Origin of the sequence: Streptomyces halobius (assembly GCF_023277745.1) — a bacterium.
Taxonomy (GTDB): Bacteria; Actinomycetota; Actinomycetes; order Streptomycetales; family Streptomycetaceae; genus Streptomyces; species Streptomyces halobius.
On record NZ_CP086322.1, the window covers coordinates 3,505,492 to 3,530,149 of the forward strand.

General features: G+C 70.7%; 22 protein-coding genes and 3 pseudogenes. 14 read left to right on the plus strand and 11 right to left on the minus strand.

What is annotated here, in order from left to right; all coding sequences use genetic code 11:
• Positions 1-65: 65 nt before the first annotated feature.
• Positions 66-1,220 carry a serine hydrolase domain-containing protein gene (locus tag K9S39_RS15950; RefSeq protein ID WP_248864017.1) on the minus strand — a complete coding sequence of 385 codons (1,155 nt, stop codon included), beginning with the start codon at positions 1,218-1,220 and terminating at the stop codon, positions 66-68.
• Between the two features lie 440 nt (positions 1,221-1,660).
• Here K9S39_RS15950 and K9S39_RS15955 point away from each other — a divergent pair.
• A pseudogene (locus tag K9S39_RS15955) lies at positions 1,661-2,539 on the plus strand (SCO6745 family protein); the annotation flags it as partial.
• Positions 2,540-2,727: 188 nt separating this feature from the next.
• Here K9S39_RS15955 and K9S39_RS15960 read toward each other — a convergent pair.
• Positions 2,728-3,315 carry a short chain dehydrogenase gene (locus K9S39_RS15960; protein ID WP_248864019.1) on the minus strand — a complete coding sequence of 196 codons (588 nt, stop codon included), beginning with the start codon at positions 3,313-3,315 and terminating at the stop codon, positions 2,728-2,730.
• Positions 3,316-3,436: 121 nt separating this feature from the next.
• Here K9S39_RS15960 and K9S39_RS15965 point away from each other — a divergent pair, with 121 nt between their 5' ends.
• A complete protein-coding gene (locus K9S39_RS15965; protein WP_248864020.1) occupies positions 3,437-4,288 on the plus strand; it encodes a LysR family transcriptional regulator in 852 nt (283 codons plus the stop codon).
• A gap of 379 nt (positions 4,289-4,667) precedes the next feature.
• Here K9S39_RS15965 and K9S39_RS15970 read toward each other — a convergent pair whose 3' ends face one another.
• Positions 4,668-5,630, minus strand: a complete 963-nt coding sequence (locus K9S39_RS15970; protein ID WP_248864021.1) for a zinc-binding dehydrogenase — start codon at positions 5,628-5,630, stop codon at positions 4,668-4,670.
• Between the two features lie 206 nt (positions 5,631-5,836).
• Entirely contained in the window at positions 5,837-7,063 is a 1,227-nt protein-coding gene (locus K9S39_RS15975; RefSeq protein WP_248864022.1) for an NAD(P)-dependent malic enzyme, read from the minus strand.
• Between the two features lie 549 nt (positions 7,064-7,612).
• On the opposite strand from K9S39_RS15975, the gene K9S39_RS15980 reads away from it, so the two are divergent.
• From K9S39_RS15980 to K9S39_RS42100, 4 genes are all read left to right on the plus strand, one after another.
• Positions 7,613-8,587, plus strand: a complete 975-nt coding sequence (locus K9S39_RS15980; RefSeq protein WP_248864023.1) for an ABC transporter substrate-binding protein — start codon at positions 7,613-7,615, stop codon at positions 8,585-8,587.
• A gap of 65 nt (positions 8,588-8,652) precedes the next feature.
• Positions 8,653-9,591 (plus strand): amino acid ABC transporter permease, encoded by a 939-nt coding sequence (locus tag K9S39_RS15985; RefSeq protein WP_248864024.1) that lies wholly within the window; start codon positions 8,653-8,655, stop codon positions 9,589-9,591.
• Positions 9,592-9,629: 38 nt separating this feature from the next.
• A complete protein-coding gene (locus tag K9S39_RS15990; RefSeq protein ID WP_248868790.1) occupies positions 9,630-10,382 on the plus strand; it encodes an amino acid ABC transporter ATP-binding protein in 753 nt (250 codons plus the stop codon).
• 229 nt (positions 10,383-10,611) lie between these two features.
• Positions 10,612-10,737, plus strand: coding sequence for a hypothetical protein (locus tag K9S39_RS42100; RefSeq protein WP_283112325.1), 126 nt, complete (start codon positions 10,612-10,614; stop codon positions 10,735-10,737).
• 25 nt (positions 10,738-10,762) lie between these two features.
• Here the strand turns inward: K9S39_RS42100 and K9S39_RS15995 are convergent.
• A pseudogene (locus K9S39_RS15995) lies at positions 10,763-11,074 on the minus strand (hypothetical protein); the annotation flags it as partial.
• Between the two features lie 103 nt (positions 11,075-11,177).
• Between K9S39_RS15995 and K9S39_RS16000 the strand changes: the two are divergent.
• Complete coding sequence (locus tag K9S39_RS16000) at positions 11,178-11,807, plus strand: CGNR zinc finger domain-containing protein (protein WP_248864026.1); 630 nt, start codon at positions 11,178-11,180, stop codon at positions 11,805-11,807.
• Here the strand turns inward: K9S39_RS16000 and sodX are convergent.
• Positions 11,711-12,139: a nickel-type superoxide dismutase maturation protease gene (gene sodX / locus K9S39_RS16005; protein WP_248868792.1), complete on the minus strand. Its 429-nt coding sequence runs from the start codon at positions 12,137-12,139 to the stop codon at positions 11,711-11,713. The two genes, K9S39_RS16000 and sodX, sit on opposite strands and share 97 nt — an antisense overlap.
• Positions 12,140-12,307: 168 nt before the next feature.
• On the opposite strand from sodX, the gene sodN reads away from it, so the two are divergent.
• Together sodN and K9S39_RS16015 are read left to right on the plus strand one after the other, a co-directional pair.
• A complete protein-coding gene (sodN, locus tag K9S39_RS16010) occupies positions 12,308-12,703 on the plus strand; it encodes a superoxide dismutase, Ni (RefSeq protein WP_248864027.1) in 396 nt (131 codons plus the stop codon).
• Positions 12,704-12,849: 146 nt separating this feature from the next.
• A pseudogene (locus K9S39_RS16015) lies at positions 12,850-13,129 on the plus strand (hypothetical protein); the annotation flags it as partial.
• A 17-nt stretch (positions 13,130-13,146) separates the two neighbouring features.
• On the opposite strand, the gene K9S39_RS16020 reads toward K9S39_RS16015, so the two are convergent.
• Positions 13,147-14,094 (minus strand): LysR family transcriptional regulator, encoded by a 948-nt coding sequence (locus K9S39_RS16020; protein ID WP_248864030.1) that lies wholly within the window; start codon positions 14,092-14,094, stop codon positions 13,147-13,149.
• A 240-nt stretch (positions 14,095-14,334) separates the two neighbouring features.
• Between K9S39_RS16020 and snpA the strand changes: the two genes are divergently transcribed.
• Entirely contained in the window at positions 14,335-15,003 is a 669-nt protein-coding gene (snpA, locus tag K9S39_RS16025) for a snapalysin (RefSeq protein WP_248864031.1), read from the plus strand.
• A gap of 214 nt (positions 15,004-15,217) precedes the next feature.
• Here the strand turns inward: snpA and K9S39_RS16030 are convergent, their stop codons facing one another.
• Positions 15,218-16,303 carry a magnesium and cobalt transport protein CorA gene (locus tag K9S39_RS16030; RefSeq protein ID WP_248868794.1) on the minus strand — a complete coding sequence of 362 codons (1,086 nt, stop codon included), beginning with the start codon at positions 16,301-16,303 and terminating at the stop codon, positions 15,218-15,220.
• 140 nt (positions 16,304-16,443) lie between these two features.
• Positions 16,444-18,003 carry an MFS transporter gene (locus tag K9S39_RS16035; protein ID WP_248864033.1) on the minus strand — a complete coding sequence of 520 codons (1,560 nt, stop codon included), beginning with the start codon at positions 18,001-18,003 and terminating at the stop codon, positions 16,444-16,446.
• A gap of 146 nt (positions 18,004-18,149) precedes the next feature.
• On the opposite strand from K9S39_RS16035, the gene K9S39_RS16040 reads away from it, so the two are divergent.
• From K9S39_RS16040 to K9S39_RS16055, 4 genes are all read left to right on the plus strand, one after another.
• A complete protein-coding gene (locus K9S39_RS16040) occupies positions 18,150-19,133 on the plus strand; it encodes a helix-turn-helix transcriptional regulator (RefSeq protein WP_248864035.1) in 984 nt (327 codons plus the stop codon).
• Between the two features lie 115 nt (positions 19,134-19,248).
• The gene (locus K9S39_RS16045) at positions 19,249-19,449 is read left to right on the plus strand and encodes a hypothetical protein (protein ID WP_248864036.1); all 201 of its coding nucleotides are present in this window, start codon (positions 19,249-19,251) and stop codon (positions 19,447-19,449) included.
• Positions 19,446-21,722, plus strand: coding sequence for a heavy metal translocating P-type ATPase (locus tag K9S39_RS16050; RefSeq protein WP_248864038.1), 2,277 nt, complete (start codon positions 19,446-19,448; stop codon positions 21,720-21,722). The genes K9S39_RS16045 and K9S39_RS16050 overlap by 4 nt, the downstream gene beginning before the upstream one ends.
• A 187-nt stretch (positions 21,723-21,909) precedes the next feature.
• Positions 21,910-22,848: a beta-ketoacyl-ACP synthase III gene (locus tag K9S39_RS16055; RefSeq protein WP_248864040.1), complete on the plus strand. Its 939-nt coding sequence runs from the start codon at positions 21,910-21,912 to the stop codon at positions 22,846-22,848.
• A 568-nt stretch (positions 22,849-23,416) separates the two neighbouring features.
• Here the strand turns inward: K9S39_RS16055 and K9S39_RS16060 are convergent.
• Complete coding sequence (locus K9S39_RS16060; RefSeq protein WP_248864042.1) at positions 23,417-23,650, minus strand: hypothetical protein; 234 nt, start codon at positions 23,648-23,650, stop codon at positions 23,417-23,419.
• Between the two features lie 85 nt (positions 23,651-23,735).
• Positions 23,736-24,653 (minus strand): glutaminase, encoded by a 918-nt coding sequence (locus K9S39_RS16065; RefSeq protein WP_248864043.1) that lies wholly within the window; start codon positions 24,651-24,653, stop codon positions 23,736-23,738.
• Between the last annotated feature and the right edge of the window lie 5 nt (positions 24,654-24,658).

A 24,658-nucleotide genomic window follows, 5' to 3' on the forward strand; every position in this document is an offset into this window, starting at 1 on the left:
CGTACAACCAGACAAGGTCAGCGGCATGGCCGGTGACGGTCAAGCGCCCGGGGACCGCGGCGCGGTTACCCCGCCCCCGCGGCACACTCCCGTACCGCCTCGATGAGCCGGTTGATGCGGACGTCCCCGCGACCGCCCATCCGGTTGGCGGTGTAGCCGAAGCCGACACCGAACTCGTCGTCGCCGAAGGCGAATTGGCAGCCGCCCGCCCCGTCGTTGCCGAAGCTGCGCGGACCGAGCGTACGGCGGAACGGCGAGTCGATGAGGAAGCCCGATCCCCAGCGCACCCCCAGGTCGGGAAAGCCCGACCAGGACGCGCCGCCGGACCGCTCCGCGACGGCGTCGGTGACGGTGTCCGGGGCGAGCAGACGCGGCGAGCCGTCGACTCCGGTGGCGGCCGCCGCGTAGAGGGTCGCCATCCCCCGCGCCGTCGAGACCGCGCCCGCCCCGGGGAACTCCGCGCTCAGCAAGGCAGGCGAGTTCCAGCCATGCGGATCGTCGACACCGGGGAAAACCAGCGCGCCATTCATCGTCACCGCCCGTATGGGCAGCAGATCGGCATCCGGCAGCGGCCCCCGTCCCTCGCCCTCGACCAGCCGGGCGAGCCTCGGCAGCGCTTCCCGGGGTACGCCGATCCAGGTGCTGTTCAGGCCCAGTTCGTCGCCGATCGCCTTACGGAAGTAGGCACCAGGGGTGAGGCCCGTGATGCGCCGGATCACCTCGCCGACGATGAAGCCGAAGGAGTGCGCGTGGTACTCGTACGCGGTGCCCGGTGCGTACAGCGGCGCCTGCTCCTCCAGGGCGTGGATCACCGGATCCCATGCGGTGAGTTCCTGGAAGGTCAGCTTCCGGTCGAAGAGGGGGATGCCGGCGGTGTTCGCCAGCACCATCCGGGTGGTGATCCCCTCCTTGCCGTGCCGGGCGAACTCCGGCCAGTAGGCGGCCACCGGCGCGTCAAGATCCAGCCGCCCGTGCTGTGCGAGCAGATGGGCCAGGATGCTCACGATGCCCTTGCCGCAGGACATCACGGGAACGGGCGTGTCCTCCTCCCACGGCCGCCCGGTCCGGTCATCGACGGTGCCGCCCCACAGGTCCACGACCTTGCGTCCGTCCACGAACACGGCGACGGCCGCGCCGAGTTCACCGCGCTCGGTGAAGTTCCGGGCGAATTCGTCCGCTACAAGACCGAACCCCTGATCGGCCCCTCCGTTGGTCTCCACCCCGCGTGCTCTCTTCCTCGTGCCCACATACGGGAGCACACGGATTGCCCGTGGCCCCGTTGACTGCTGGTTGTCTGCTGGTCGTCGGCCGGCTGTCGGCTGCTGACCACCGGCTGCCGACCGGCCCACTGATCGCCGTCCGGCGCCGGCCGCGTCACGATACGTACGACCACCGGCCGGGTTCGAGCGATTTTCCGGGTGGCCGAAATCCGCTCCCACCCTCCCGCCCAACTGACCTACGATTACGCAGAGTTGTTCCCAGTGGGCTGGATTCACCGCACGTAATCGGGGAACTCGACTGTCATACGGCTTTTCGTCCGGCACCGGGCCTCGGGGGCGCCCCAGCCGCCGACTCCGCGGACCCACGGCCGTCCACAGGACCTCGGTCACCCGCCAACCCATCCTGTCTGCACGCATCGTGAAGGCCCTGAGGTGAAGCGATGTCGGATTACCTTGCGGTCGCCCGCCGGATGTGGCACCAGCTCGAACCGCTGCACGCCACGCTCTACTCCGCGCCCGAGGCCCGTCAGGTCCTCTCGGACCTCGGCTACGACACCGCGTCCCGATGGCCCGGCTATTTCGCCTGGCGGACGGCCCCGTTGGGTGCGGCCGGCCCCGAGCTGGTGGCCGCCACGTACTACAGCTTCAGCCCACGGCTGGTCGCCCGATACGTGCCGCGGATCTGGACCACCGCCGATCCGGCCAAGGTGCTGGACGCGCGGCTGCTCGCCATGGACCGGGTGCTGACCACCCTGATCGGCGGTCGGCTGAGCGGCGCACAGCTCACCGAGGCGGCCGGGCTGGCGCGCCAGGCCGCGGAGAACGCCGGCCCGGCGGCCCGTCCGCTGGCCGCCGCCAACCTCGATCTGCCCTGGCCGGACGCACCGCACCTGGTGCTCTGGCAGGCCGCGACGGTACTGCGCGAACACCGGGGCGACGGCCATCTGGCGGCGCTGCTGACCCACGGGCTCGACCCCTGCGAGGCCCTGGTGTCCTTCGCCGCGATCGGCGCCGCGCCGGCCGCCGACTTCGTGGGGCGCGGCTGGAGCGCGGAGGAATGGCGCGACGCCCGGCACCGTCTCGCCGCCCGCGGCTGGATCGCCCCGGACGGCAGCGCGACCGAGCGCGCCCACAACGAGCGCTACGCGATCGAGCGGATGACGGACCGGCTGGCCGCCGGCCCCTGGCGGGCCCTGGGCCGCGCCCGCGCCGAGCGCCTCGCCCACCTGCTCGGTCCGCTGCTCGACGCGGTCTTCACCGCGGGCTATCTGCCACGGCACAACACACTGGGGATCGGGCGGGTCAAGGTCGGATACCCGTGCAAGGCCCGGCTGTTCACGGAGCGGCCGGACACACGCGGCGCGGCGGAGCAGCCGGATACGTACGGTACGACGGAGCGGCCGGACACCTGCGGTACGGCGGGGCGCCCGTAGGGCGGCGAGCCAGGACGGCGAGGAAGTGCTCAACTACGCCGAGTGGGAGGACATGTCGGCATGGCGGGAATGCGTCACGCGCGGAGCTTCCGCCGAGCTGGGTTCGCGTCCGCGACCTGCGCCAGGCCGACCGGCTCGATGCCGGGGAAGAAGTCGCCGTAATCGGCCAGCGCCTCGGTGAAGACCGTCGGGCTGACGGCGTTCACCCGCTGCGGCGCGATATCGAGCGCGGCAGCCCGTACGAAGCCGTCGACCGCGCCATTGGCCATCGCCGCGGCGCTCGCCGTCGGAACCGGATCACGCGAGAGCACCCCGGTGATCAGCGTGAACGAACCACGCTCGGCGATCCGTCCGGTCCCCTGCCGCACCAGCTCGATCTGGCTGAACACCTTCCCGAGGAAGCCGGCCCGGTAGTCGTCGGCGGTCATCGCACCGACCGGCTTGTACGGCACATAGCCGGCCGCGCTCGCCACCGCGTCCAGGTGCCCGGCCCGCTCGATGGCCCGGTCGTACGCCTCCGCGACCTGGGCGGGGTCGGTCATGTCCAGGCGGAGGTCCCCGGAGGTGCGGCCGACGGTGATGAGGTCATGGCCACGCGCGGACAGCGTCTTGTGGACGGCGGTACCGAGCCGTCCGGAGGCTCCGATCAGCAGAATCTTCATGCCCTCGACGCTAGGCGGCAGGCCGCGGACCAGGGAAATGCCGTTCGCGGCGGCATCTATGCTGGGAAGGTATGAATGACCGAGCGCTACAGCGGACTCCGGATCCGAGCGGGCCCGGATCATGAACATCGAGCTGCGGCATCTGCGCGCCCTGGCCGCCATCGGCGACGCGGGCACCATCACCGGCGCCGCCGCCGAGCTGCGGATCAGCCAGCCCGCCCTCTCCCGCACCCTCGACCAGCTGGAGCGTCGGGTCGGCGGCACCCTCGTCGAGCGCACCACCCGCAGCCTGCGGCTGACCGAGACGGGGCGGCGGCTGTGCGAGCAGGCCCACCGCATCCTGGCCGAGCTCGACGAGGCACTCGCCGAGGCCCGCTCCGGGGCCCGCCCGCTGCGGGTCGGCTTCGCCTGGGCGGCGCTCGGCGCGTACACCGTCCCACTGCTGCGCGACTGGCGCCGAGCACACCCCGACACCCCGGCCGAGGTGCACCGGCTCGACGACCCGGAGACGGCGCTACGCCGCGGCGAGGTCGATGTGGCCTTCCTCCGGACGGAACCGGCCGACGACGGGGCACTGATCACCGTGCCGTTGTACGAGGAGCCCCGGCTCGCCGCCGTGTGCGAGGGCGATCCGCTGGCCGGGCGGGCCGCTGTCGAGCTGGCCGATCTCGCCGGACGCACCATCGCCCTGTGCGCGACGGCGAGCACCACCACCGCCGAACTGTGGCCCACGGAGCGACGGCCACGGACCACGGTGGAGGTGACCAATGTGGACGAATGGCTCACCGTGATCGCCACGGGGGAGGCGGTCGGGGTCACCGCGGAGGCCACCGGGCACACCCACCCGCACCCTGGTGTCCGCTACGTACCGATCACCGACGCCCCGCACATCACCGTCCGAGCGGCGCGGCGGCGCGACCCCCACCCGGAGGGGGGCGCGTTCATCGAACGCGCACTGCACGTCATCGCCTGAATGTCCGCTGCGCTTTGCCTGCGCCCCACGTTTTTGACTGTCCCGCCGTTGCACCTGCGGTGGGCTGTTGCCGCTGCGCGTGGTTTTTCGGCAGCGGTGCCCGATCCCCGGACTCCGTCCTGCGGACCGGCACCTCCCGAAGGGGTGGGGAATAGACGGTGGGGGTACACGTAGCCGGTCGTCTGCCCCCTGTGGAAACGATCGCAGACACCCGACAGACCACATGTGCCCCACCGGCCCTCTTTCCACCCACCGTCGGGAGGGGCCGCTCCGCAGGACGGAGTCCGGAGGAGCGGCACCGCACCCGAAGAACCCCCGCCCGCCGCAGGCGAGCCCCTCACGGCGGGCCGGCCGACAACGGCGAGCAACCAAGCCGGGCTCAAACCGTCAGGACCACCTTGCCGAACAGCTCCCCCTCCTCCATCCGCACAAACCCCTCCCGCGCCCGCCCCAACGGCAGCACCGTGTCGATGACCGGCCGCACCCCCTTCGCCGCGCAGAAGCTCAGCAGCGACCCCAGCTCCTCCTTGGAGCCCATCGTGGAACCCACCACCTTCAGCTCCAGGAAGAAGATCCGGTTCAGTTCGGTGCGTTCGGGGTGGAAGCCACTCGTGGCGCCCGAAATGACCAGGGTGCCGCCGGGCTTGAGCGACTTGACGGAGTGCGACCAGGTGGCGGCGCCCACCGTCTCGATCACCGCGTCCACCCGCTGCGGCAGCCGCTCGCCGCTGGCGAACGCCGCCTCCGCGCCCAGCTCTTCGGCGCGCTTGCGCTTGGCCTCGTCCCGGCTGGTGGCGAAGACCCGCAGCCCGGCGGCGGCGCCGAGCACGATCGCGGCGGTCGCGACGCCGCCGCCGGCGCCCTGCACCAGGACGCTGTCCCCGGGCCGTACGCCCGCGTTGGTGAACAGCATCCGGTACGCGGTCAGCCAGGCGGTGGGCAGGCAGGCGGCCTCCTCGAAGGACAGCTCCTTCGGCTTGGGCAGCACATTCCAGGTGGGGACCGCGACCTGCTCGGCGAAGGTGCCCTGGTAGCGCTCGGTGAGGATGGAGCGCGGTTCGCCGGGGGCGACGCCGTGGCCGGTCTGGCCGATGACGGAGTGCAGGACGACCTCGTTGCCGTCCGCGTCGACGCCGGCGGCGTCACAGCCGAGGATCATCGGCAGGGACGCTTCGGTGATGCCGACGCCGCGGAGTGTCCACAGGTCGTGGTGGTTGAGGGAGGCGGCCTTGACGTTGACGGTCGTCCAGCCGGGGCGTGCCTCGGGGGCCGGACGCTCCCCCAGTTCAAGGCCGTTGAGCGGCTGGTCACGGTCGATGCGGGCGGCGTAGGCAGCAAACATGATCCCAACGTAGGCCCGTGGGGCCCGCCGCGGTACCGGACACAGGTGTGACACGCGCCGCGCCGGAAAGCGGGCCCGGCCCGCACCGTTGAGAGGTGCGGGCCCGGCCCCTGACCCAGGGGACGCCGTACGCCGCCCTGCAGGACGCCACACATCGCGCCCCACCAGGCTCCGTACGCCGCCCTAGAGGCCGCCGTACGTCCCGCTCACCGCCGGGCGACCCCCTCCGCCCGCGCCGCCGCCGCGACCGCGGCGGTCACCGCCGGTGCGACGCGCTCGTCGAACGGCGACGGGATGACACGGTCGGCGCCGAGCTCGTCGGCGACGACGGCCGCCAGCGCCTCGGCCGCGGCGAGCTTCATGCCCTCCGAGATCCGCGAGGCGCGCACCTGGAGAGCGCCGGCGAAGATGCCGGGGAAGGCCAGCACGTTGTTGATCTGGTTCGGGTAGTCGCTGCGCCCGGTGGCGACGACGGCCGCGTACTTGTGGGCGACGTCGGGGTGGATCTCCGGGGTCGGGTTGGCCATGGCGAAGATCAGCGCGTCCTTCGCCATCTTCGCCACCGCCTCCTCCGGCACCGTGCCGCCGGAGACCCCGATGAACACGTCCGCGCCGTCCAGCGCGGATTCCAGCGAGCCGGACAGCCCCGCCTTGTTGGTGAAGCCGGCCACCTCGCGCTTGACGTCGGTGAGGTCACCGCGGTCCGTCGAGACGACGCCCTTGCGGTCGCAGACCGCGACATCGCCGATGCCGGCCTCGATGAGGATCTTGGCGATGGCGACGCCCGCCGCACCGGCGCCCGAGATGACCGCCCGCAGCTGGCCGAGCGTCCGGCCGGTGAGCTGGGCGGCGTTGCGCAGCGCCGCCAGGGTGACGATGGCGGTGCCGTGCTGGTCGTCGTGGAAGACCGGGATGTCCAGCCGCTCCTGGAGCCGGCGCTCGATCTCGAAGCACCGGGGGGCCGAGATGTCCTCCAGGTTGACCCCGCCGAAGGACGGCGCCATCCGGACGACGGTCTCCACGATCTCGTCGGTGTCGGTGGTGCCGAGCGCGATCGGCACCGCGTCCACACCGCCGAACTGCTTGAAGAGGATGGCCTTGCCCTCCATCACCGGAAGGGATGCCTCCGGGCCGATGTCGCCCAGACCCAGCACCGCGGTGCCGTCCGTGACCACGGCGACGACCTGGGACTTCCAGGTGTAGTCGTGGACCAGCTCGGGCCGCTCGGCGATGGCGCTGCACACCTTGGCGACGCCCGGCGTGTACGCGAGGGACAGATCGTCCTTGTCGCGGACCGGGACGGTCGCCTGGATGGCCATCTTGCCGCCGCGATGCAGTGCGAAGGCCGGATCGAAGGGGGCTTCATCCGAGCCCGTGTCCGACTCCGCGTCCGATGTGCTGTCGCTGCGAGGATTGACGATCTCCGCTGCCACTTCTTGTCCAACCCCTTAATCGAAAACAGTTGAGGGTGACCACTCCCTGGTTGAGGGGTGGGCGGGCACCGCGTCCGGATCCCTGCCCGACGGATGGCCGCCGCGCGGGGGGAGGTACGGACGCCGGGCGCGCCGCACACGCGCCCTGAGCCCCGGATGAGGGGTGTAACGAACATTTCTACCGGACGGGCGCGGGCACCGACGAGTCAGATTCATTACTCTCGGGTTCAAGGTTCCGGCATTGACGGCGAAACACACAAAAAACGCGAAGACTCAAGCACAGGTTGTCCGAAATCCGAGACAACCCCGAGGCTTCCGCAGCTCTGGCGCAAACTGCCGTCCCCGGTCTCCCTGGGACAACCTGGGCCATATCCGGGGCGCGGCCGTCCGTTATCCGATTTTGACCTGCGCACCAGTCCGAATATCGGAGTCCGGATGGCAGGATTCCGTAACCAACCGAGGTCGCGACGCCCGAAGGTGTGTGCCCGGCCCTTCTCATTGGCGTGTCGCTCAGGACTCGTCGGCTTCTCCATCCGCAGGAGGATCAGCATGACCGCAAGCACCACCCGTCGCTCGGCCGCCGGCAGGCGTCGCCCGGCCGTTGCCGCCACGGCGGCGGTCGCCGCCTCGCTGCTGCTGCTCAGCGCGTGTGGCGACCAGACGGACGCGGCCATCGCCAAGCGGGAGGCGCAGAAGAACCGCGATGTCAATGCGCCGCTCTTCAAGAAGCTTCCCCAGAGCGTGCAGGAGAAGGGCCTGCTCCAGGTCGGCGCGGACATCACGTACAAGCCGGTGGAGTTCCGCAGCAACGGCAAGGTCGTGGGCATCGACCCGGACCTGGCGGCGGCGATGGAAAAGGAGCTGGGCGTCAAGCTCAACTTCAACAACGCCACCTTCGACACCCTTATGGGTGGCCTGAAGTCCGAGCGCTATGACATCGCGATGTCGGCGATGACGGACACCAAGGAACGCCAGCAGGGCATCGACGGCAGCACCGGCAAGAAGATCGGCGAAGGCGTCGACTTCATCGACTATTTGAATGTCGGCGTCTCGCTCTACACCCAAAAAGGCAAGACCAAGGGCATCGACGGCTGGGAAACGCTGTGCGGAAAGACGATCGCGGTGCAGCGCGGCACGGTCTCGCACGACCTGGCCAAAGACAAGTCGAAGAAGTGCGAGTCGAACGGTGGGAAGGCCATCGCGATCGAGGCCTTCGACAACGACTCCGAGGCCCAGACCCGGCTGCGCACCGGCGGTGTGGACGCCGTCTCCAGCGACTACCCGGTCGCGGCGTACGCGGTGAAGGTCTCCGGCGGGGGCAAGGACTTCCAGATGGTCGGCGGCGCCCCGCTCAAGGCGGCGCCGTACGGCATCGCGGTCCCCAAGGGCCACGCGCAGCTGCGCGACGCGCTCAAGGCCGCCCTGGAGAACACGATCAAGAACGGCGCGTACGCCGAGGTCCTCAAGAAGTGGGACGTCAAGGACGCCGCGGTCAAGGAAGTGAAGGTCAATGGCGGCTCCTGAGCCGCCGCCCGCCGCTTCCCCTGCCCTCCGCGCCACTCCCGTCCGAACGCTGAAAGGCAACATCCGTGTCAGTTGACGTCGACAAGTCGGCCCAGCCACCGGCGGACGCCCCGCCGCCGCCAGAGGCCATCAAGGCCATTCCCGTCCGCCACTACGGGCGCTGGGTCGCGGCGGTCGTCGTACTCGCGCTCCTCGCGCTGCTCGTCCGGGCCTTCGCCAGCGGGAACGTGAACTGGGACGCCATCCCGCAGTACCTGTTCAACTGGGACATCCTCAAGGGCCTGCGCAACACGCTCCTGATCACCGTGCTGTCGATGATCATCGGCGTGGTGCTCGGGGTGATCCTGGCCGTGATGCGCCAGTCCAAGAACCCGGTGACGTCGAGCGTCGCGTGGGGGTACATCTGGTTCTTCCGCGGCACACCCGTCTACGTCCAGCTGTTCCTCTGGTTCAACCTCGGCCTGGTCTTCCAGTACATCGACATCATGCCGATCTACAAGGACGAGTGGACGGACTTCATGACGCCGTTCATGGCCGCCCTGCTGGGCCTGGGCCTGAACGAGGCGGCGTACATGGCGGAGATCTGCCGGGCCGGCCTCAACTCCGTCGACGAGGGGCAGACCGAGGCGGCGCACGCGCTGGGCATGAGCCACGGCAGGACGCTGCGCCGGATCATCGTGCCGCAGGCGATGCGGGTGATCGTGCCGCCGACCGGCAACGAGGTCATCAACATGCTCAAGACCTCCTCACTGGTCATCGCCGTCCAGTACTACGATTTGCTGCAGGCCGCACAGAACGTCGGACGTGACTCCGGCGTCGTCGTCGAGATGCTGATCCTCGCCGCCATCTGGTACCTGATCGCCACGACGGTGCTGAGCATCGGCCAGTACTACCTGGAGCGCTACTACGCCCGCGGCTCCAGCCGCCAGCTCCCGCTCACCCCGCTGCAGCGCGCCAAGGCGAAGCTGTCCGGGCTCAACCGCCCCAACGGAGGTGCCGCATGACCGCCAGCACGACCAACACCGGCACGAGCGGCGGCCCGATGGTGAAGGCCGAGGGCGTCCACAAGTCCTTCGGCGCGGCTCACATCCTCAAGGGCATCGACCTGGAAGTGGCGCCCCGTGAGGTCTTCTGCCTGATCGGGCCGTCCGGCTCCGGCAAGTCGACGTTCCTGCGCTGTATCAACCACCTGGAGAAGATCAACGCCGGGCGGCTGTCCGTCGACGGCGAACTGGTCGGCTACCGGGAGCACAAGGGCAAGCTCTACGAGCTGCGCGACAAGGAGGTCGCCGCCCGCCGCCGGGACATCGGCATGGTCTTCCAGCGCTTCAACCTCTTCCCGCACATGACCGCGCTGGAGAACATCATCGAGGCGCCGGTCCAGGTCAAGGGCGAGTCCAAGTCGGTCGCCCGCGAGCGCGCGACCAAGCTGCTGGACCGCGTCGGCCTGGCCGACAAGGCCGGCAACTACCCCTCGCAGCTCTCCGGCGGTCAGCAGCAGCGGGTCGCCATCGCCCGCGCGCTGGCGATGCAGCCGAAGCTGATGCTCTTCGACGAGCCGACCTCGGCCCTCGACCCGGAGCTGGTCGGCGACGTCCTGGACGTCATGAAGGACCTGGCCGCGGACGGGATGACGATGATCGTCGTCACCCATGAGATGGGCTTCGCCCGCGAGGTCGGCGACTCGCTGGTCTTCATGGACGACGGTGTGGTGGTGGAATCCGGCCACCCGCGCGAGGTGCTCGGCAACCCGCAGCACGAGCGGACGAAGTCGTTCCTGTCGAAGGTGCTGTAAGGCGGGATATCGGAGGCTCGGTATCGCGTCGTGCCGAATGTTCGGCTGCGCGTCATACCGATGGTCCGGTGATGCGTCGTGCCGAAGATTCGGTAACCCGTCGTCGGCGGTGCTCGCCGGCGCTGCGGATGGTCTCCGTGGCGCCGGCGGGCACCGCCGTTTCCGGCTCCGGCCCGGCTGTCGTCCGACCCGGCTGCTCGGCTGCTTCAGGCCCAGCACCATCGCATCCGTGGGCGAGGCCCACACCGGCCGCGGCCTCGGCGAAGCCGGACTCGCGCAGCACCTGGGCCTGAAGGGCATGGGAGATACCCCCATGGCGGCGTTGATCCGCGGTGTCGACTCCTCGGGCATGTGATCGGCGTTCATGAAGACCCCGCCGTCAGCAGCGCGGGATCGAGGTCCACCCCGCACTCGCGGCCCTCGGGAACCGCTTCGGCAGCCGGTCGGAGATACTGCCGGTACCGCACGCGAGATCCAGGACCCGGGGCGCGGGGCCCACCAATGCCTCGACCTTCCCCGTAGCCATGGGGTGCCCCTGCGCCGTTCAGGCGCGGGGGGAGGCATGGGGGGGGGCAGCCCACCCAGCATCGCCCGGAACCGCTCCTCACGGGCGGGCATGTACCACTCCTGCTGCCGGCCCCACTGTCCTGCCACGCCCGCCGATCGGCGCCGGCCACGGCCTCGGTCGTCATAAGCCCTCCCACCCGTACTACGCTGGTAATACCCACACGCGAAAAATGCCTATTACTGCATGTCCGCACTCCGTACCTCAGACCGCCCCGGTAAGGAAAAGAAGTGGAACTCGCCTACTACTCGGACTACGCCGTGCGGCTCGTCAACACCGAGCAGCCCGAGCGCGGCGGCGACACCCTCACCTCGGTCGAGGCCGTCCGCGACCTCTTCGGCATCGCCCAGCAGGGCGCCCGGCGCGCGACCGACAGCGATGTGACCCGGCTGCGCACGGTCCGCTCCCGGCTGCGCGCCGTCTTCGAGGCCGCGGACGCGGGCGACGAGGTGCTGGCCGTCGACCTCCTCAACGCCCTGATGATGGAGTTCCCGGTCAGCCCGCAGATCTCCGGCCATGAACTCCGGGACGACGACGGCCGCCCCGACTGGCATCTGCACATCGCCGAGAACGCCGCCAACGCCACCGCCGGCTTCACCGCCACCGCCTGCATGGGCCTGGCCTTCCATCTCACCGAACTGGGCGTCGACCGGCTGGGCATCTGCGAGGCACGCCCCTGCCGCAACGCCTACCTCGACACCTCGACCAACCGCTCCCGGCGCTACTGCTCCGACCGCTGCGCCACCCGTGCCAACGTCGCCGCCTACCGCGCCCGCAAACGCCTGGAGAGCGAACGATCCGCCCGTACCGTCCGGACCGAGGAGAGCGCCCAGGAGGCCAGCGCACGCGGCGACCGCTGAACCCCGCGCGGCGGCCGCACCCGCAACCAGGCGCGGGCGATGACCAGTTCGTCTGGAATTGCCCCGAATTCCCGGCTGTCGTGCTCGACGTACGGATTGTCGCCCCGCACCCACCAGCCGCCGTCCCGCCGCTCCACGACCCGCTTGACGATCAGCAGCTCCTGACGGAACGGATGGCGCAGCACCACCACATCACCGGGCCGCACCGTCGCGCCGTACTGCACCACCAACTGGTCGCCCGGCCGCAGCGTCGGCACCATCGACGGGTTGTAGACCTCGGCAACACCGAACGCGCGCAGCAGCCCGCCACGCTCGTGCACCTGCTCCGGCATCCCGTACCTCCCGGCCTTGCCCCGCTCCGCCCCGCTCACCGGTCCATCCTCCATCAGTCCCGGCCCGACACTGGACTTTTGCCCTAAGACCCCCGGGCCACCCGAGAAAAGCCTTCCCGTACCGAGTAATCTCGCACCTGAGAAGACGATCACGAGGAAGGATTGAACATGCTTTCCCGCCTGTTCGCCCCCAAGGTCAAGGTCAGCGCCCACTGCGACCTGCCCTGCGGCGTGTACGACCCCGCCCAGGCCCGTATCGAGGCCGAGTCGGTCAAGGCCGTCCAGGAGAAGTACCAGGCCAACGAGGACCCGGACTTCCGCACCCGCGCGATCCTCATCAAGGAGCAGCGCGCCGAGCTGGCCAAGCACCATGTCTCGGTGCTGTGGAGCGACTACTTCAAGCCCCCGCACTTCGAGAAGTACCCGGAGCTGCACCAGCTGGTCAACGAGACCCTCAAGGCCCTCAGCGCCGCCAAGGGTTCCAACGACCCGGCGACCGGCCAGAAGGCGCTGGACTACATCGCCCAGATCGACAAGATCTTCTGGGAGACCAAGAAGGCCTGACCAGGGCTCAGGCGCTCCGGCCCGCCCGTCCGCGGGCCTTCTCGCCGCTTCGTCCGCACCCGGTTCGCCAGCTGCCACCCCTTCGGGGTGGGGTGGCGGGCGGGTGCGGTCTTTTGCGCTGACCGCGACCGACGGGCCGTTCGCCCCGTGCCCGCTGGGACCAGCTGCTGATCCGTCGCGGTCTCACCGCCCTCGCGCGCGCCGAGGAGCTGGGCGGCACGGTCGGCCCGAACGCCCTGCAGGCCGCGGTCGCCGCCTGTCACGCGCGGGCGCGCACCGCCGAGGAGACGGACCGGCCGCGGATCACGGTGCTGTACGAGGCTCCCCATAGCCTGAACGCCATGGGGACCCCCATCGCAGGTCGCGCCGTCCCCGGTGGTGGAGCTGAATCGCGCGGTCGCGGTGGCGATGGCGCTCGGGCCCGAGCAGGGCCGGCCGTGGCCCTAGGTCGCCACCGGCAGCGGCCCGTCATGCCGGACCAGCCACTCGCGATACGCCACGCTCGCCCAGGCGACCTCCATATACGCCGAGGTCAGGTCGGCGAAGAGGGCTTCGGCCGGGGCGGCCGGGGGGCCGTCCTGGCGGCAGGCCATGAAGAGCCGGACGGCCAGCGGATCGCCGTGCAACGGGCGGACGGCCATACCGGGCCGGACCCGGGCGGACGGCTGGCAGGGGGTGACCACCTCTCCGGCGGTGACAAGATCGACGGCGGTGAGGTAATCGCCGTGCACCACCCGGGGGTTGATACCGGCCGCGCTCCAGATACGGCGCAGCCCGGCCCACTCGCCGTCCACCGTCGGGTCCACCATCCACTGGTCGTCGGCGAGATCCGCCACCCGGACGACCGACTGCTGGGCGGCCGGATGGTTGGCCGCCAGCGCGATGAACTGGGGCTCCCTGGCCAGGAGCTCATGCTCGACCAGGCCGCCGGGGACCCGCAGCGGGGCGCCCTCGACCTCGTGCACGAAGGCGACGTCGAGCTGCCCCGAAGCGACCATCTGAAGCAGGGCATTTGCGGACACATCAACCTTTATCGTGGTGTCCGTCTCCGGCAGGCGGACCCGCAACCGACGCAGCCAGCCGGCGACGGCGCGGCTGCTGGTGCTGCCGATACGCAGCCGGGCACCCTGTTCGCGTACGGATGCCGTCGCGATCTCCTCAACGAGGGCGCGCATTTCGGCCACTATGGGGCGGGCCCTGGAGAGCACCGAATGCCCCAGGGCGGTGGGCCGGCTGCCGCTCGGTTCGCGGAAGAAGAGCTGGCCTCCGAGGGCCTTCTCGATGCGGCGGAGCTGGGTCGTCAAGGAAGGCTGCGTCATCCCCAACTGCCGGGCGGCCTTGCGTACGCTGCCGGAGTCGGCGATGGCGCACAACGCGCGAAGGTGCCTCACCTCTAGCTCCACCCAGGGAGCATAACGACGGAGGCATACGTCACACCAGACTCTCAAACCTGTGTGAATCTGCTCTTTTTCATGACCTGTTCACAGGTATTGCCTGACGCTATCGCCACCTGGCATCTCCGCCGCACGGGTGAACTCCGTCCAGACTCATCGGCACCAAGAAATCCGCAGGGCCCCGGCCGCCGCCCCACACGGCGGCCGTACGGCCCTCGGAAATTAAGGAGCCCCCACATGAGATCTCCCAAGAAGGCGCTGTCGGCGGCGCTCGGACTGGGCCTCGCTGCCGCGCTCGCATCCGCGGCACCGGTTTCGGCAGCTTCCCCCTCCTCGCACACCGATTCCCCCCGGAGCAGCCCCGCCTCCATCGCCGCCTACCAGGGTTCGGCCGCTGACAAGGCCGACACGAAGGCGTTCTTCGAGGCCGTCATGAAGGCGGCCAAGGCGAAGCTGAAGGCGCACCCGAACGCGGCCTCGGTCACCGTCACCTACGACGCCAGCGCGGCCCCGACGTTCGCCGGCCAGATAGCGCAAAGCACGTCCATCTGGAACAGCGCCGTGCGGAACGTCAAGCTGCAGGAAGGCAGCGGCGGCGACTTCCAGTACCGCGAGGGCAACGACCCGCGCGGCTCGTACGCGAGCACCGACGGTCACGGCAAGGGCTTCATATTCCTGGACTACCGGCAGAACCAGGAATACAACTCGACCCGGGTGACGGCGCACGAGACCGGCCATGTGCTGGGTCTGCCGGACCACTACCAGGGTCCGTGCAGCGAGCTGATGTCCGGCGGCGGCCCCGGCCCGTCCTGCCAGAACGCCCAGCCGGACGCGAACGAGCGCGCCCGGGTGGAGCAGCTCTGGGCCAACGGCCTGGCAGACCTTCGCTCCGGCAAGGTCTCCTGAGATACGGCGAAGGCTTGCGGCGCCCTGACCAGGCTCGCTGAGGGTGGTCAGGGTCTGCCCACGGCCTGCGGCTGACGGGGGCCGGTACCTGGCGGCCGGCTCCCGTATCCCCACCAGCCGCACTCCCTGGCCTTCGCTCACGCGGTGGGGCTCTTCGGAGCCCCACCGCTTGCTGTTGCAGGAGCCCCGGTGCCACAGGGGGGCATCGGGGCCCCTACAACCACCCGTTCCGCTTGAAGCCGCGGTGGATCACCCAGCAGGCCACGACGGTGAACACCATTACCAGCGGATATCCGAACGTCCAGCGCTTCTCCGGCATATGGTCGAAATTCATGCCGTAAATGCCGCAGACCATGGTCGGTACGGCCAGGATCGCGACCCAGGCGCTGATCCGGCGCATGTCCTCGTTCTGGGCGACGGTGACCTGGGCCAGATGCGCCTGCAGTATCGAGTTGAGCAGTTCGTCGAAGGCGGTGATCTGCTCGGTGACCCCGTCGAGATGGTCGGAGACGTCCCGGAAGTATGTCTTGATCCGTGGGTCGACCTGTGCCATGGACTGGGTGGCCAGCAACTGCAACGGCCGGTCCAGCGGGGCCACCGCGTGCTTGAGTTGCAGAAGTTCGCGCTTGAGCTGGTAGATCCGCCCGGCCCCGCCGCCGCCCCGTACGGAGAAGACCTCGCTCTCGACGTCGTCGATATCGTCCTGGACGGCGGCCGTGGCCTCCAGATAGTCGTCCACCACGAGGTCGGCGATGGCGTACAGCACGACCGACGGACCCAACGCCAGCTGCTCGGGCACGGATTCCAGCTGCTCCCGGAGCGGGCCCAGCGAGCCATGTCCGCCGTGCCGCACCGTGATCACGAAGTCGGCGCCGGTGAAGACCATGATCTCGCCGGTCTCCACCACCTCACTGGTGTCGGTGAGCAGATCGTGATCGACATAGCGCACCGTCTTGAAGACGGTGAACAGCGAGTCGTCGTAACGCTCCAGCTTGGGCCGCTGATGTGCGTGGACGGCGTCCTCGACGGCGAGCGGGTGCAGCCCGAACAGCTCGACGATGCCGGCGAACTCCTTCTCGGAGGGCTCGTGCAGACCGATCCACACAAAGCCGTTGACGGACTCGCGGACCCGGCGTATCGCCATTTCGGCCGGGTGATCGCCCTGCTGCCGTACGCCGTCCACATACACCGCGCAGTTCACCACGGCGGTGCCGAGCGGAGAGCGCGCGGGGTGGCTGAGGTCGACCCCGTGGGTGCGCGGCCGCGGCAGCCGGACGGCCTTGCGGAGGTTGCTGATCACTGACACCGGGCCAGTATGGCGGTCCGCTGCGCCTGGCGTCAGGCCTGCGATGCCGGGTGCGGCACCGTTCGGCCGGCTGTGTTTTCCACACAGCCGGCCCGCCACGCGGTTGGCTCGCCACTCAGACGGGGCCCGCCGACTCAGGAAACCAGGACCGGCTGCTCCTTCCCGGTCTCGTCGACGGCCGCTCCGGCTTCAGCGGCCGACGTCGCCTCCGCCACCTCCGCCGCCGCGCTCTGCGTCCGTACCCTCCGGGGCAGCAGGAACAGCAGCCCGAAGACGAGGACCAGGCCGCCCGAGACCCACCACAGGGCGTTGGCGGTGGCGTCGATGAACCCGGCGCCCAGCGCGGCCCCGGCGGCCGCGCCGCCCGTCTCCCCCGGGCCGCCGACGACTTCGAAGAAGGCCACCGACGACAGCCCCAGGCCCATGGCCATACCCAGCTGGCCGGTGGTGTTGAAGATGCCGGACGCCGATCCGGAGTGCTGCGCCGGCACCTCGGAGAGCACCGAATTCGTGATCGGCGCGACGATCAGGCCCATACCGCCGCCCAGGAGGACCATCGCCGGCGCCATCTGCCAGGACTGCAGGGCGGTTCCGTAGTGCCCGGCCTCCCAGATGTAGAGCAGCGCGCCGGAGAACATGATCAGCGCGCCGGCCTGCAAAACCTTACGGCCGAAGCGCGGGACCAGCTTCTGCACGGACATCCCGGCCGCGGCCGAGCAGGCGACCGAGAACGGCACCCCGGTCAGCCCGGCGTGCAGCGGCCCCCAGCCCAGCCCCAGCTGCATGTGCAGCGTCCAGACGAGGAAGAAGAGGCCGGAGGCGGCGCCGAAGGTCAGCTGGACGCCGACGCCCGCCGCGAAGGTCTTGACCCTGAAGAGGGAGAGTTCGACGAGCGGTGAGCCGTCCTTACGGGTCTTGGCACGCTCGTAGCGGACGAACACCGCGAGCACCAGCGGGCCCGCGGCCATCGACACAAAGCCCCACACCGGCCAGCCCGACTCCCGTCCCTGGGTGAGCGGGTAGAGGATCAACAGCAGGCCGACGGTGGCCAGCGCCGTGCCGACGAGGTCGAGACGGAGCGCGGCGGGTGCCTTGGACTCGCCGATGAAACGGCGGCCGAGCAGGATGCCGGCGATCCCGACGGGCAGGTTGATCAGGAAGATCGGGCGCCAGGCGAGACCGAACAGATCGCCCTCGGTGAGCAGCGCGCCGATCAGCGGGCCGCAGACCGCGCCGAGGCCGATCACCGCGCCGAACATCCCGAAGACCTTGCCGCGTTCCCGGGCCGGGAAGCTGACATGGATGATCGCCAGCACCTGCGGCACCATCAGTGCGGCCATCGCCCCCTGCAGCACCCGCGCGCCGACCAGCATGCCGGGGCTGACGGCGAGTCCGCACAGCGCGGAGGCGACGGTGAACCCGCCCATCCCCAGCAGGAACAGCTTCTTGCGGCCGTAGATGTCGCCCAGCCGGCCGCCGGTGATCAGGCCGATGGCGAAGGCGAGGGCGTAGCCCGCGGTGACCCACTGCACGGCGCTGAAGGTCGCGCCGGTGTCGCGCTGGATGCTCGGGATGGCGATGTTGACGATGGTCGCGTCAACCAGGTCCATGAAGGTCGCCGTCAGGACGACGGCGAGCGCTGTCCAGCGTCTGCGGTCGGCCGCCTCGGCGGCTGCGGGCACGGTCGTGGTCATGCGTTCTCCTGGGAACGGGAGGTGAGGGGCGTTCGATCGGTAAGGCGCCGCAGGGGGTCTCGGCCGGGTCGTCCGCGGCGTGCGTCCTCGACGCTAAATGCCGTGTAGGACAGAAATGGTCCTACTTCTGCGGTCATCATCGACGCATGAGTGAGACATCGGCACGCCTGCTGAATCTGCTGTCCCTGCTGCAGACCCCCCGCGACTGGCCCGGCAGCGAGCTGGCCGAGCGGCTGGGCGTCACTCCCCGGACGATCCGCCGCGATATCGAGCGCCTGCGCGACCTGGGCTATCCCGTTCACGCCACGATGGGCGCGGACGGCGGCTACCGGCTGGCCGCGGGGACGGCCATGCCGCCGCTGCTGCTGGACGACGAGGAGGCGGTGGCCATCGCCGTAGGTCTGCGCTCGACCGCCGGGCACACCATCGACGGCATCGAGGAGGCGTCCGTACGGGCCCTCGCCAAGCTCGAACAGGTGCTGCCGGCCCGGCTGCGGCGGCGGGTGGGCACGCTCGGCACGGCCACCGTCCCGATGCCGGCCGGCGACGGCCCGACCGTCGACCCGGAGCATCTGACGGTGCTGGCCGCGGCGATCACCAACCACGAACGGGTGCGGTTCCGGTACGAGGCACGCGCCGGAGCGCGCACCAAGCGCCTGGTGGAGCCGCACCGACTGGTCGCGGCGGCCCGCCGCTGGTATCTCGTCGCGTACGACCTCGACCGCGAGGACTGGCGGATCTTCCGGGTGGACCGGCTGAGCGAGCCGTTCGCCACCGGTGTCCGGACCTCGCCCCGCGAGCTGCCCGCCGCCGACGCGGGCGCGTACATCCGGGACCGGATGCAGGGCATGGCCTCGGTCCATCGGGCGGTGGCGACGGTGTACGCGCCGGCCGAGCAGGTGGCCGACCGGCTGGGCGGCCCGGCGGCGGGCCGGGTGGAACCGGTCGACGAGGGGTCCTGCCGGGTGCACAGCAGACCCGATTCGCTGGAGTGGCTGGCGTTCCGGCTGGCCATGCTGGGCTGGGAGTTCACCGTGCACGAGCCGCCGGAGCTGGCCGCGTATCTGCGGGCGATGGGCGAGCGGGCGACCCGGGCGGCGGGGGCGGAGGACGGCCCGCCCAAGGGATGAGTGGCGCGGGCGTGAGAAACGACGGGGTGCGGGAATACCCCAAGGGGGTATACCGTTCCGGCCAGTGGACGACGGTGGCCGCCGTCGTCCCACAGCCCGCGAGGAGGAGTACGCCATGACGGCCCTGACCACCCCGGTCAAGCTCGGCGGCTATGTTCTGATCCTGCTCGTCGTTCTCGCCGCCGGCTTCGGGCTCGGCCGCGCGTTCGGCGCCGGCACCACCGGCCGGGACGGCCCCGTGCGCCACGCCCCGGCCCAGCAGCGGACCGCCCCGCCCATACCGCACTCCCAGCACCCAGAGGAGCAGCCGTCATGACCACCGCGATCGGAGAACAGCGCGTCGAGCTGGAGATCGGCGGTATGACCTGCGCCTCGTGCGCGGTCCGGATCGAGAAGAAGCTCAACCGAATGGCGGGCGTGACCGCCACCGTCAACTACGCCACCGAGAAGGCGCAGGTCGCGGTCGCCGAGGGCAGCGAGGTCAACGCCGCGGATCTGATCGCCACCGTCGAGAGGACCGGTTACACCGCCGCGCTCCCCGAGCCGCCCGCCCCCGAACCGGCCACCACGGAGGCCGACGCGGAGGGTGCGGGCCCGCCCGCCGACGCCCTCGCCGTCCTCCGCCAGCGGCTGTTCCTCTCCCTCGCCCTCTCGCTCCCCGTCGTCCTGATGGCGATGGTGCCGGCGCTGCAGTTCACCAACTGGCAGTGGCTGTCGCTGACCCTTGCCGCCCCGGTGGTGGCGTACGGCGCCTGGCCGTTCCACAAGGCCGCCTGGACGAATCTGCGGCACGGCACCGCCACGATGGACACGCTGATCTCGATGGGCACGCTCGCCGCGCTCGGCTGGTCGCTGTGGGCCCTCTTCTTCGGCACCGCGGGCATGCCCGGCATGACGCACCCCTTCGAGCTGACCATCGCGCGCACGGACGGCGGCGGCAGCATCTACCTGGAGGCGGCGGCCGGTGTCACCACCTTCATCCTGGCCGGGCGCTACTTCGAGGCACGCTCGAAGCGCAAGGCGGGCGCGGCGCTGCGGGCGCTGCTGGAGCTTGGCGCCAAGGACGTGGCTGTCCTACGGGACGGACGCGAAGTCCGTGTCCCCGTCGCGGAGTTGACGGTCGGCGACCAGTTCGTCGTCCGCCCCGGAGAAAAGATCGCCACCGACGGGCAGGTCGTCGAGGGCTCCTCGGCCATCGACGCCGCCATGCTCACCGGCGAGGCCGTCCCGGTCGAGGTCTCCCCCGGTGACGGCGTGACCGGCGCGACCGTCAACGCGGGCGGGCGGCTGGTCGTCGAGGTGACCCGGATCGGCGCGGACACCCAGCTCGCCCGGATGGCACGGCTGGTGGCGGACGCCCAGAACGGCAAGGCCGCGGCCCAGCGGCTCGCCGACCGGATCTCCGCGGTGTTCGTCCCGGTCGTGATCGCGCTCGCCGTCGGCACCCTCGGCTACTGGCTGGGCACCGGCGAGGGGGCGGTGGCCGCCTTCACCGCGGCCGTCGCGGTCCTGATCATCGCCTGCCCGTGCGCGCTGGGCCTGGCCACGCCGACCGCGCTGATGGCCGGTACGGGCCGGGGAGCCCAGCTGGGCATCCTCCTCAAGGGGCCGGAGGTCCTGGAGTCCACCCGTAAAGCCGACACCATCGTGCTGGACAAGACCGGCACCGTCACCACCGGCGTGATGACCCTGACCGCCGTCCACCTCGCCGACGGAGCCTCCCGTGAGGAGGCGCTGCGGCTGGCCGGCGCCCTGGAGCACTCCTCGGAACACCCGATCGCCCGTGCCATCGCCACCGCCGCCGAGGAGGCCGAGCCGTCCGGTGCCCTGCCCGTCCCGGAGGACTTCGCGAACGTCCCCGGACTCGGCGTCCAGGGCATCGTCGAGGGGCACGCCGTCCTGGTCGGCCGTGAGCGGCTGCTCGACGAGTGGAGCCAGCAGCTGCCGCCCGAGCTGGTCACCGCCAAGGAGGAGGCCGAGGCCGAGGGCCGCACCGCGGTCGCCGTCGGCTGGGACGGCGCGGCACGTGCCGTGCTCGTCGTCTCGGACGCGGTGAAGCCCACCAGCGCCGAGGCGGTTCGCAGGCTCCGCGCGCTGGGCCTGACCCCGGTGCTGCTCACCGGCGACAACAAGGCCGTCGCCGCGGCGGTCGCCGCCGAGGTCGGCATCGACGAGGTGATCGCCGAGGTGCTCCCCGAGGACAAGGTGGCCGTCGTCCAGCGCCTCCGGTCCGAGGGCCGGTCGGTCGCCATGGTCGGCGACGGTGTGAACGACGCCGCCGCCCTGGCCACCGCCGACCTGGGGTTGGCCATGGGCACCGGCACCGACGCCGCCATCGAGGCCGGCGACCTCACCCTCGTACGGGGCGATCTGCGCGTCGCGGCCGACGCCATCCGGCTCGCCCGCGCCACCCTGGGCACCATCCGGGGCAACCTGTTCTGGGCGTTCGGCTACAACGTCGCGGCGCTCCCGCTGGCCGCCGCCGGACTGCTCAACCCGATGATCGCGGGTGCCGCGATGGCCTTCTCCTCGGTCTTCGTCGTCAGCAACAGCCTGCGGCTGCGGCGCTTCCGGGCATCGGTCCGGTAGCGGGAAGCCTCCGCGGCACGCCTCCCCGCCGTGTGCGTCCTCCTTACACGGCGGGGAGGCCCGTGGGCAGGGCGTGGCATCGGATCTCTCCAGTTCTGGCGCCCGAAGATTGGCGGATCGCGCAACCGCCCGGCGGTGGCCACGGGTGAGACTTGTCGCGTCCCACCCGCCCAGCACAGGGGAACTCATGACGGGGTCACGCGTCCTGGCTCTCGGCCATTACCAGCCGTCCAAGGTGCTCACCAACGACGATCTCGCCAGGATCGTGGACACCGACGACGCCTGGATCCGCAGTCGGGTCGGCATCCACACCCGCCATATCGCGGCCGAGGACGAGACGGTGGACTCCATGGCGTCCGCGGCCGCGGCCAAGGCGCTCGCGGCCGGCGGCGTCGCCCCGCACGACATCGACCTGGTGCTGGTCGCGACCTGCACGGCCACCGACCGCAGCCCCAACACCGCGGCCCGGGTCGCCGCCCGGCTCGGCCTGGACGCGCCGGCCGCGATGGACCTCAACGTCGTCTGCTCCGGCTTCACCCACGCGCTGGCCACCGCCGACCACGCCATCCGGGCCGGTTCCGCGACCAACGCGCTGGTCATCGGAGCGGAGAAATTCACCGACGTGGTCGACTGGACGGACCGTACGACCTGTGTCCTGGTCGGCGACGGCGCGGGGGCCGCGGTCGTCACCGCGTCCCCGGAACCGGAGATCGGTCCGGTGCTGTGGGGTTCGGTCCCGCAGATGGGCGGCGCGATCCGTATCGAGGGCGAGCCCGCCCGCTTCGCCCAGGAGGGCCAGACCGTCTACCGGTGGGCGACGACCCGGCTGCCGGGCATCGCCCGCCAGGTCTGCGCACGCTCCGGCATCCGCCCCGAGGACCTGGCGGGCGTGGTCCTGCACCAGGCCAATCTGCGCATCATCGAGCCGGTCGCCGAGCGCATCGGCGCGGTCAACGCGGTGGTCGCCCGCGATGTCACCGACTCCGGCAACACCTCCGCCGCCTCCGTCCCGCTCGCCCTCTCCAAGCTGGTGGAACGCGGCGAGATCGCCTCCGGCGCCCCCGTCCTGCTGTTCGCCTTCGGCGGCAACCTCTCGTACGCGGGCCAGGTCATCGGCTGCCCGTGAGTGTCCGCTGCGCTGTGCCCGCGCCCACGTTGTCGGCTGTCCCGCCGTGGGGGGCGCCTGCGGCGGGCGTGCGCCGACTTTTTGGCTGTCCCGCCGTTGCTCCCCCACTGCCTGAAGGGCGTGGGAGGTACCCCCACGCGGCGGGCAGTGGTCCGCTGCGCGGGGCTGTTCGGCAGCGGTGCCGGCCCTCCGGACTCCGTCCTGCGGACCGGCACCTCCCGAAGGGGTGCGGAAGAAGACCGGTGGGGGTACACGTAGCCGGTCATCTGCACCCTGTGGGCGCGACCACAGCCACCCGACAGGCCACATGGCCCCCACCGGCCTCTTCCCACCCACCGTCGGGAGGGGACGGGCCGCAGGACGGAGTCCGGAGGCCCGTCACCGCACCCGAAAACCCACGCCCGCCGCAGGCAAACCCCTCACGGCGGGACAGCCGAAAACGGCGCACGCCCGCCGCAGGCGCAACCCCCACGGCGGGAAAGCCGACAACGTGGGGCGCAGGCCCGCCGCAGGCGACCCCCTCACGGCGGAACAGCCGACAACGTGGGGAGCAAGCCGAGCGCAGCGGTCACCCGGTGTCCTGGGGATGCTCGCGCAGATAGATCGCACCGCAGGTTTTGCAGAACGGCTGTCCCTGAGGCGTGCCCCATGCGTCGGCCGACTGGGTGGCGGCGGCCGGATCCAGCGGCTTTCCGCACATCGCTACGGTCCCGTCCATCCGGACCATGTGCCAGATCCTGACCGGCGCGTCCACGTGGGGCGGCACGCCTTCCTCGTACTCGGCCCGCATCTCGTGCTCCATGGCGGTGCACCTCCCTACGCCAACGATGCGCCGACGGAACACAGGCCACAACGCCAGCAGGCCCCTGGGAGGCACGGGCGGCCCCTCAGAACACCGACCACCCGGTCAACGTCGTGAAGTGATCCAGCGCCGCCGCCCCCGCGACCGAGTTGCCGCGGGCGTCCAGCCCCGGGCTCCAGACGCACAGCGTGCACCGCCCGGGAACCACCGCGATGATGCCGCCGCCGACACCGCTCTTGGCGGGCAGCCCCACCCGGTACGCGAACTCCCCCGCCGCGTCATACGTGCCACAGGTCAGCATCACCGCGTTGATCCGCTTGGCCTCGCGCGCCTCCAGCAGCCGGCTGCCGTCGGCACGCAGCCCGTGGCGCGCCAGGAAGCCGCCGGCGGTGGCGAGATCCCGGCAGCTCATCTCGATCGAGCACTGCCAGAAGTAGTGCTCGATGACGCTGGGAACGGGATTCTCCAGGTTCCCGAAGGACGCCATGAAATGCGCCAGGGCGGCATTGCGGTCGCCGTGGTCCGCCTCGGAGCCGGCCACCGCCTGGTCGAAGGCGAGGTCCTCGTTGCCGCTCTCCTCCCGCAGGAAGTGCAGCATCGTCGTGCTGGCGTCCCCGGTGAGGGACTGCAGCCGGTCGGTGACCACCAGCGCGCCCGCGTTGATGAACGGATTGCGCGGGATGCCGTTCTCCCACTCCAATTGGACCAGCGAGTTGAACGGCGTGCCCGAGGGCTCGCGGCCGACCCGCTTCCAGATGTCGTCGTCACCATGCGCATGGGCCATCACCAGCGCCAGGGAGAACGCCTTGGAGATGGACTGCACGGAGAACGGGACCTGCCAGTCGCCGACGCCGTACACCGCGCCGTTGATATCGGCCAACGCGATCCCGAAGCGGTCCGCGGACACCCGCTCCAGCGCCGGAATGTAGTCGGCGACACGGCCTTGTCCCACATACGGCCTCGCGCAGGCCGCTACCTCCTCAAGAACGGCCTGGTAGTCCATGGCGG

Coding starts and splice junctions, on each gene's coding strand:
- K9S39_RS15965 (WP_248864020.1), top strand. CDS start 3,437: ATGAACATCGAGCTGCGGCATCTGCGCGCCCTGGCCGCCATCGGCGAC.
- K9S39_RS16060 (WP_248864042.1), bottom strand. CDS start 23,650: ATGGAGCACGAGATGCGGGCCGAGTACGAGGAAGGCGTGCCGCCCCAC.
- K9S39_RS15990 (WP_248868790.1), top strand. CDS start 9,630: ATGGTGAAGGCCGAGGGCGTCCACAAGTCCTTCGGCGCGGCTCACATC.
- K9S39_RS15980 (WP_248864023.1), top strand. CDS start 7,613: ATGACCGCAAGCACCACCCGTCGCTCGGCCGCCGGCAGGCGTCGCCCG.
- K9S39_RS16065 (WP_248864043.1), bottom strand. CDS start 24,653: ATGGACTACCAGGCCGTTCTTGAGGAGGTAGCGGCCTGCGCGAGGCCG.
- K9S39_RS16045 (WP_248864036.1), top strand. CDS start 19,249: ATGACGGCCCTGACCACCCCGGTCAAGCTCGGCGGCTATGTTCTGATC.
- K9S39_RS15960 (WP_248864019.1), bottom strand. CDS start 3,315: ATGAAGATTCTGCTGATCGGAGCCTCCGGACGGCTCGGTACCGCCGTC.
- sodN (WP_248864027.1), top strand. CDS start 12,308: ATGCTTTCCCGCCTGTTCGCCCCCAAGGTCAAGGTCAGCGCCCACTGC.
- K9S39_RS16040 (WP_248864035.1), top strand. CDS start 18,150: ATGAGTGAGACATCGGCACGCCTGCTGAATCTGCTGTCCCTGCTGCAG.
- K9S39_RS16055 (WP_248864040.1), top strand. CDS start 21,910: ATGACGGGGTCACGCGTCCTGGCTCTCGGCCATTACCAGCCGTCCAAG.
- K9S39_RS15970 (WP_248864021.1), bottom strand. CDS start 5,630: ATGTTTGCTGCCTACGCCGCCCGCATCGACCGTGACCAGCCGCTCAAC.
- K9S39_RS16050 (WP_248864038.1), top strand. CDS start 19,446: ATGACCACCGCGATCGGAGAACAGCGCGTCGAGCTGGAGATCGGCGGT.
- snpA (WP_248864031.1), top strand. CDS start 14,335: ATGAGATCTCCCAAGAAGGCGCTGTCGGCGGCGCTCGGACTGGGCCTC.
- K9S39_RS16035 (WP_248864033.1), bottom strand. CDS start 18,003: ATGACCACGACCGTGCCCGCAGCCGCCGAGGCGGCCGACCGCAGACGC.
- sodX (WP_248868792.1), bottom strand. CDS start 12,139: ATGCCGGAGCAGGTGCACGAGCGTGGCGGGCTGCTGCGCGCGTTCGGT.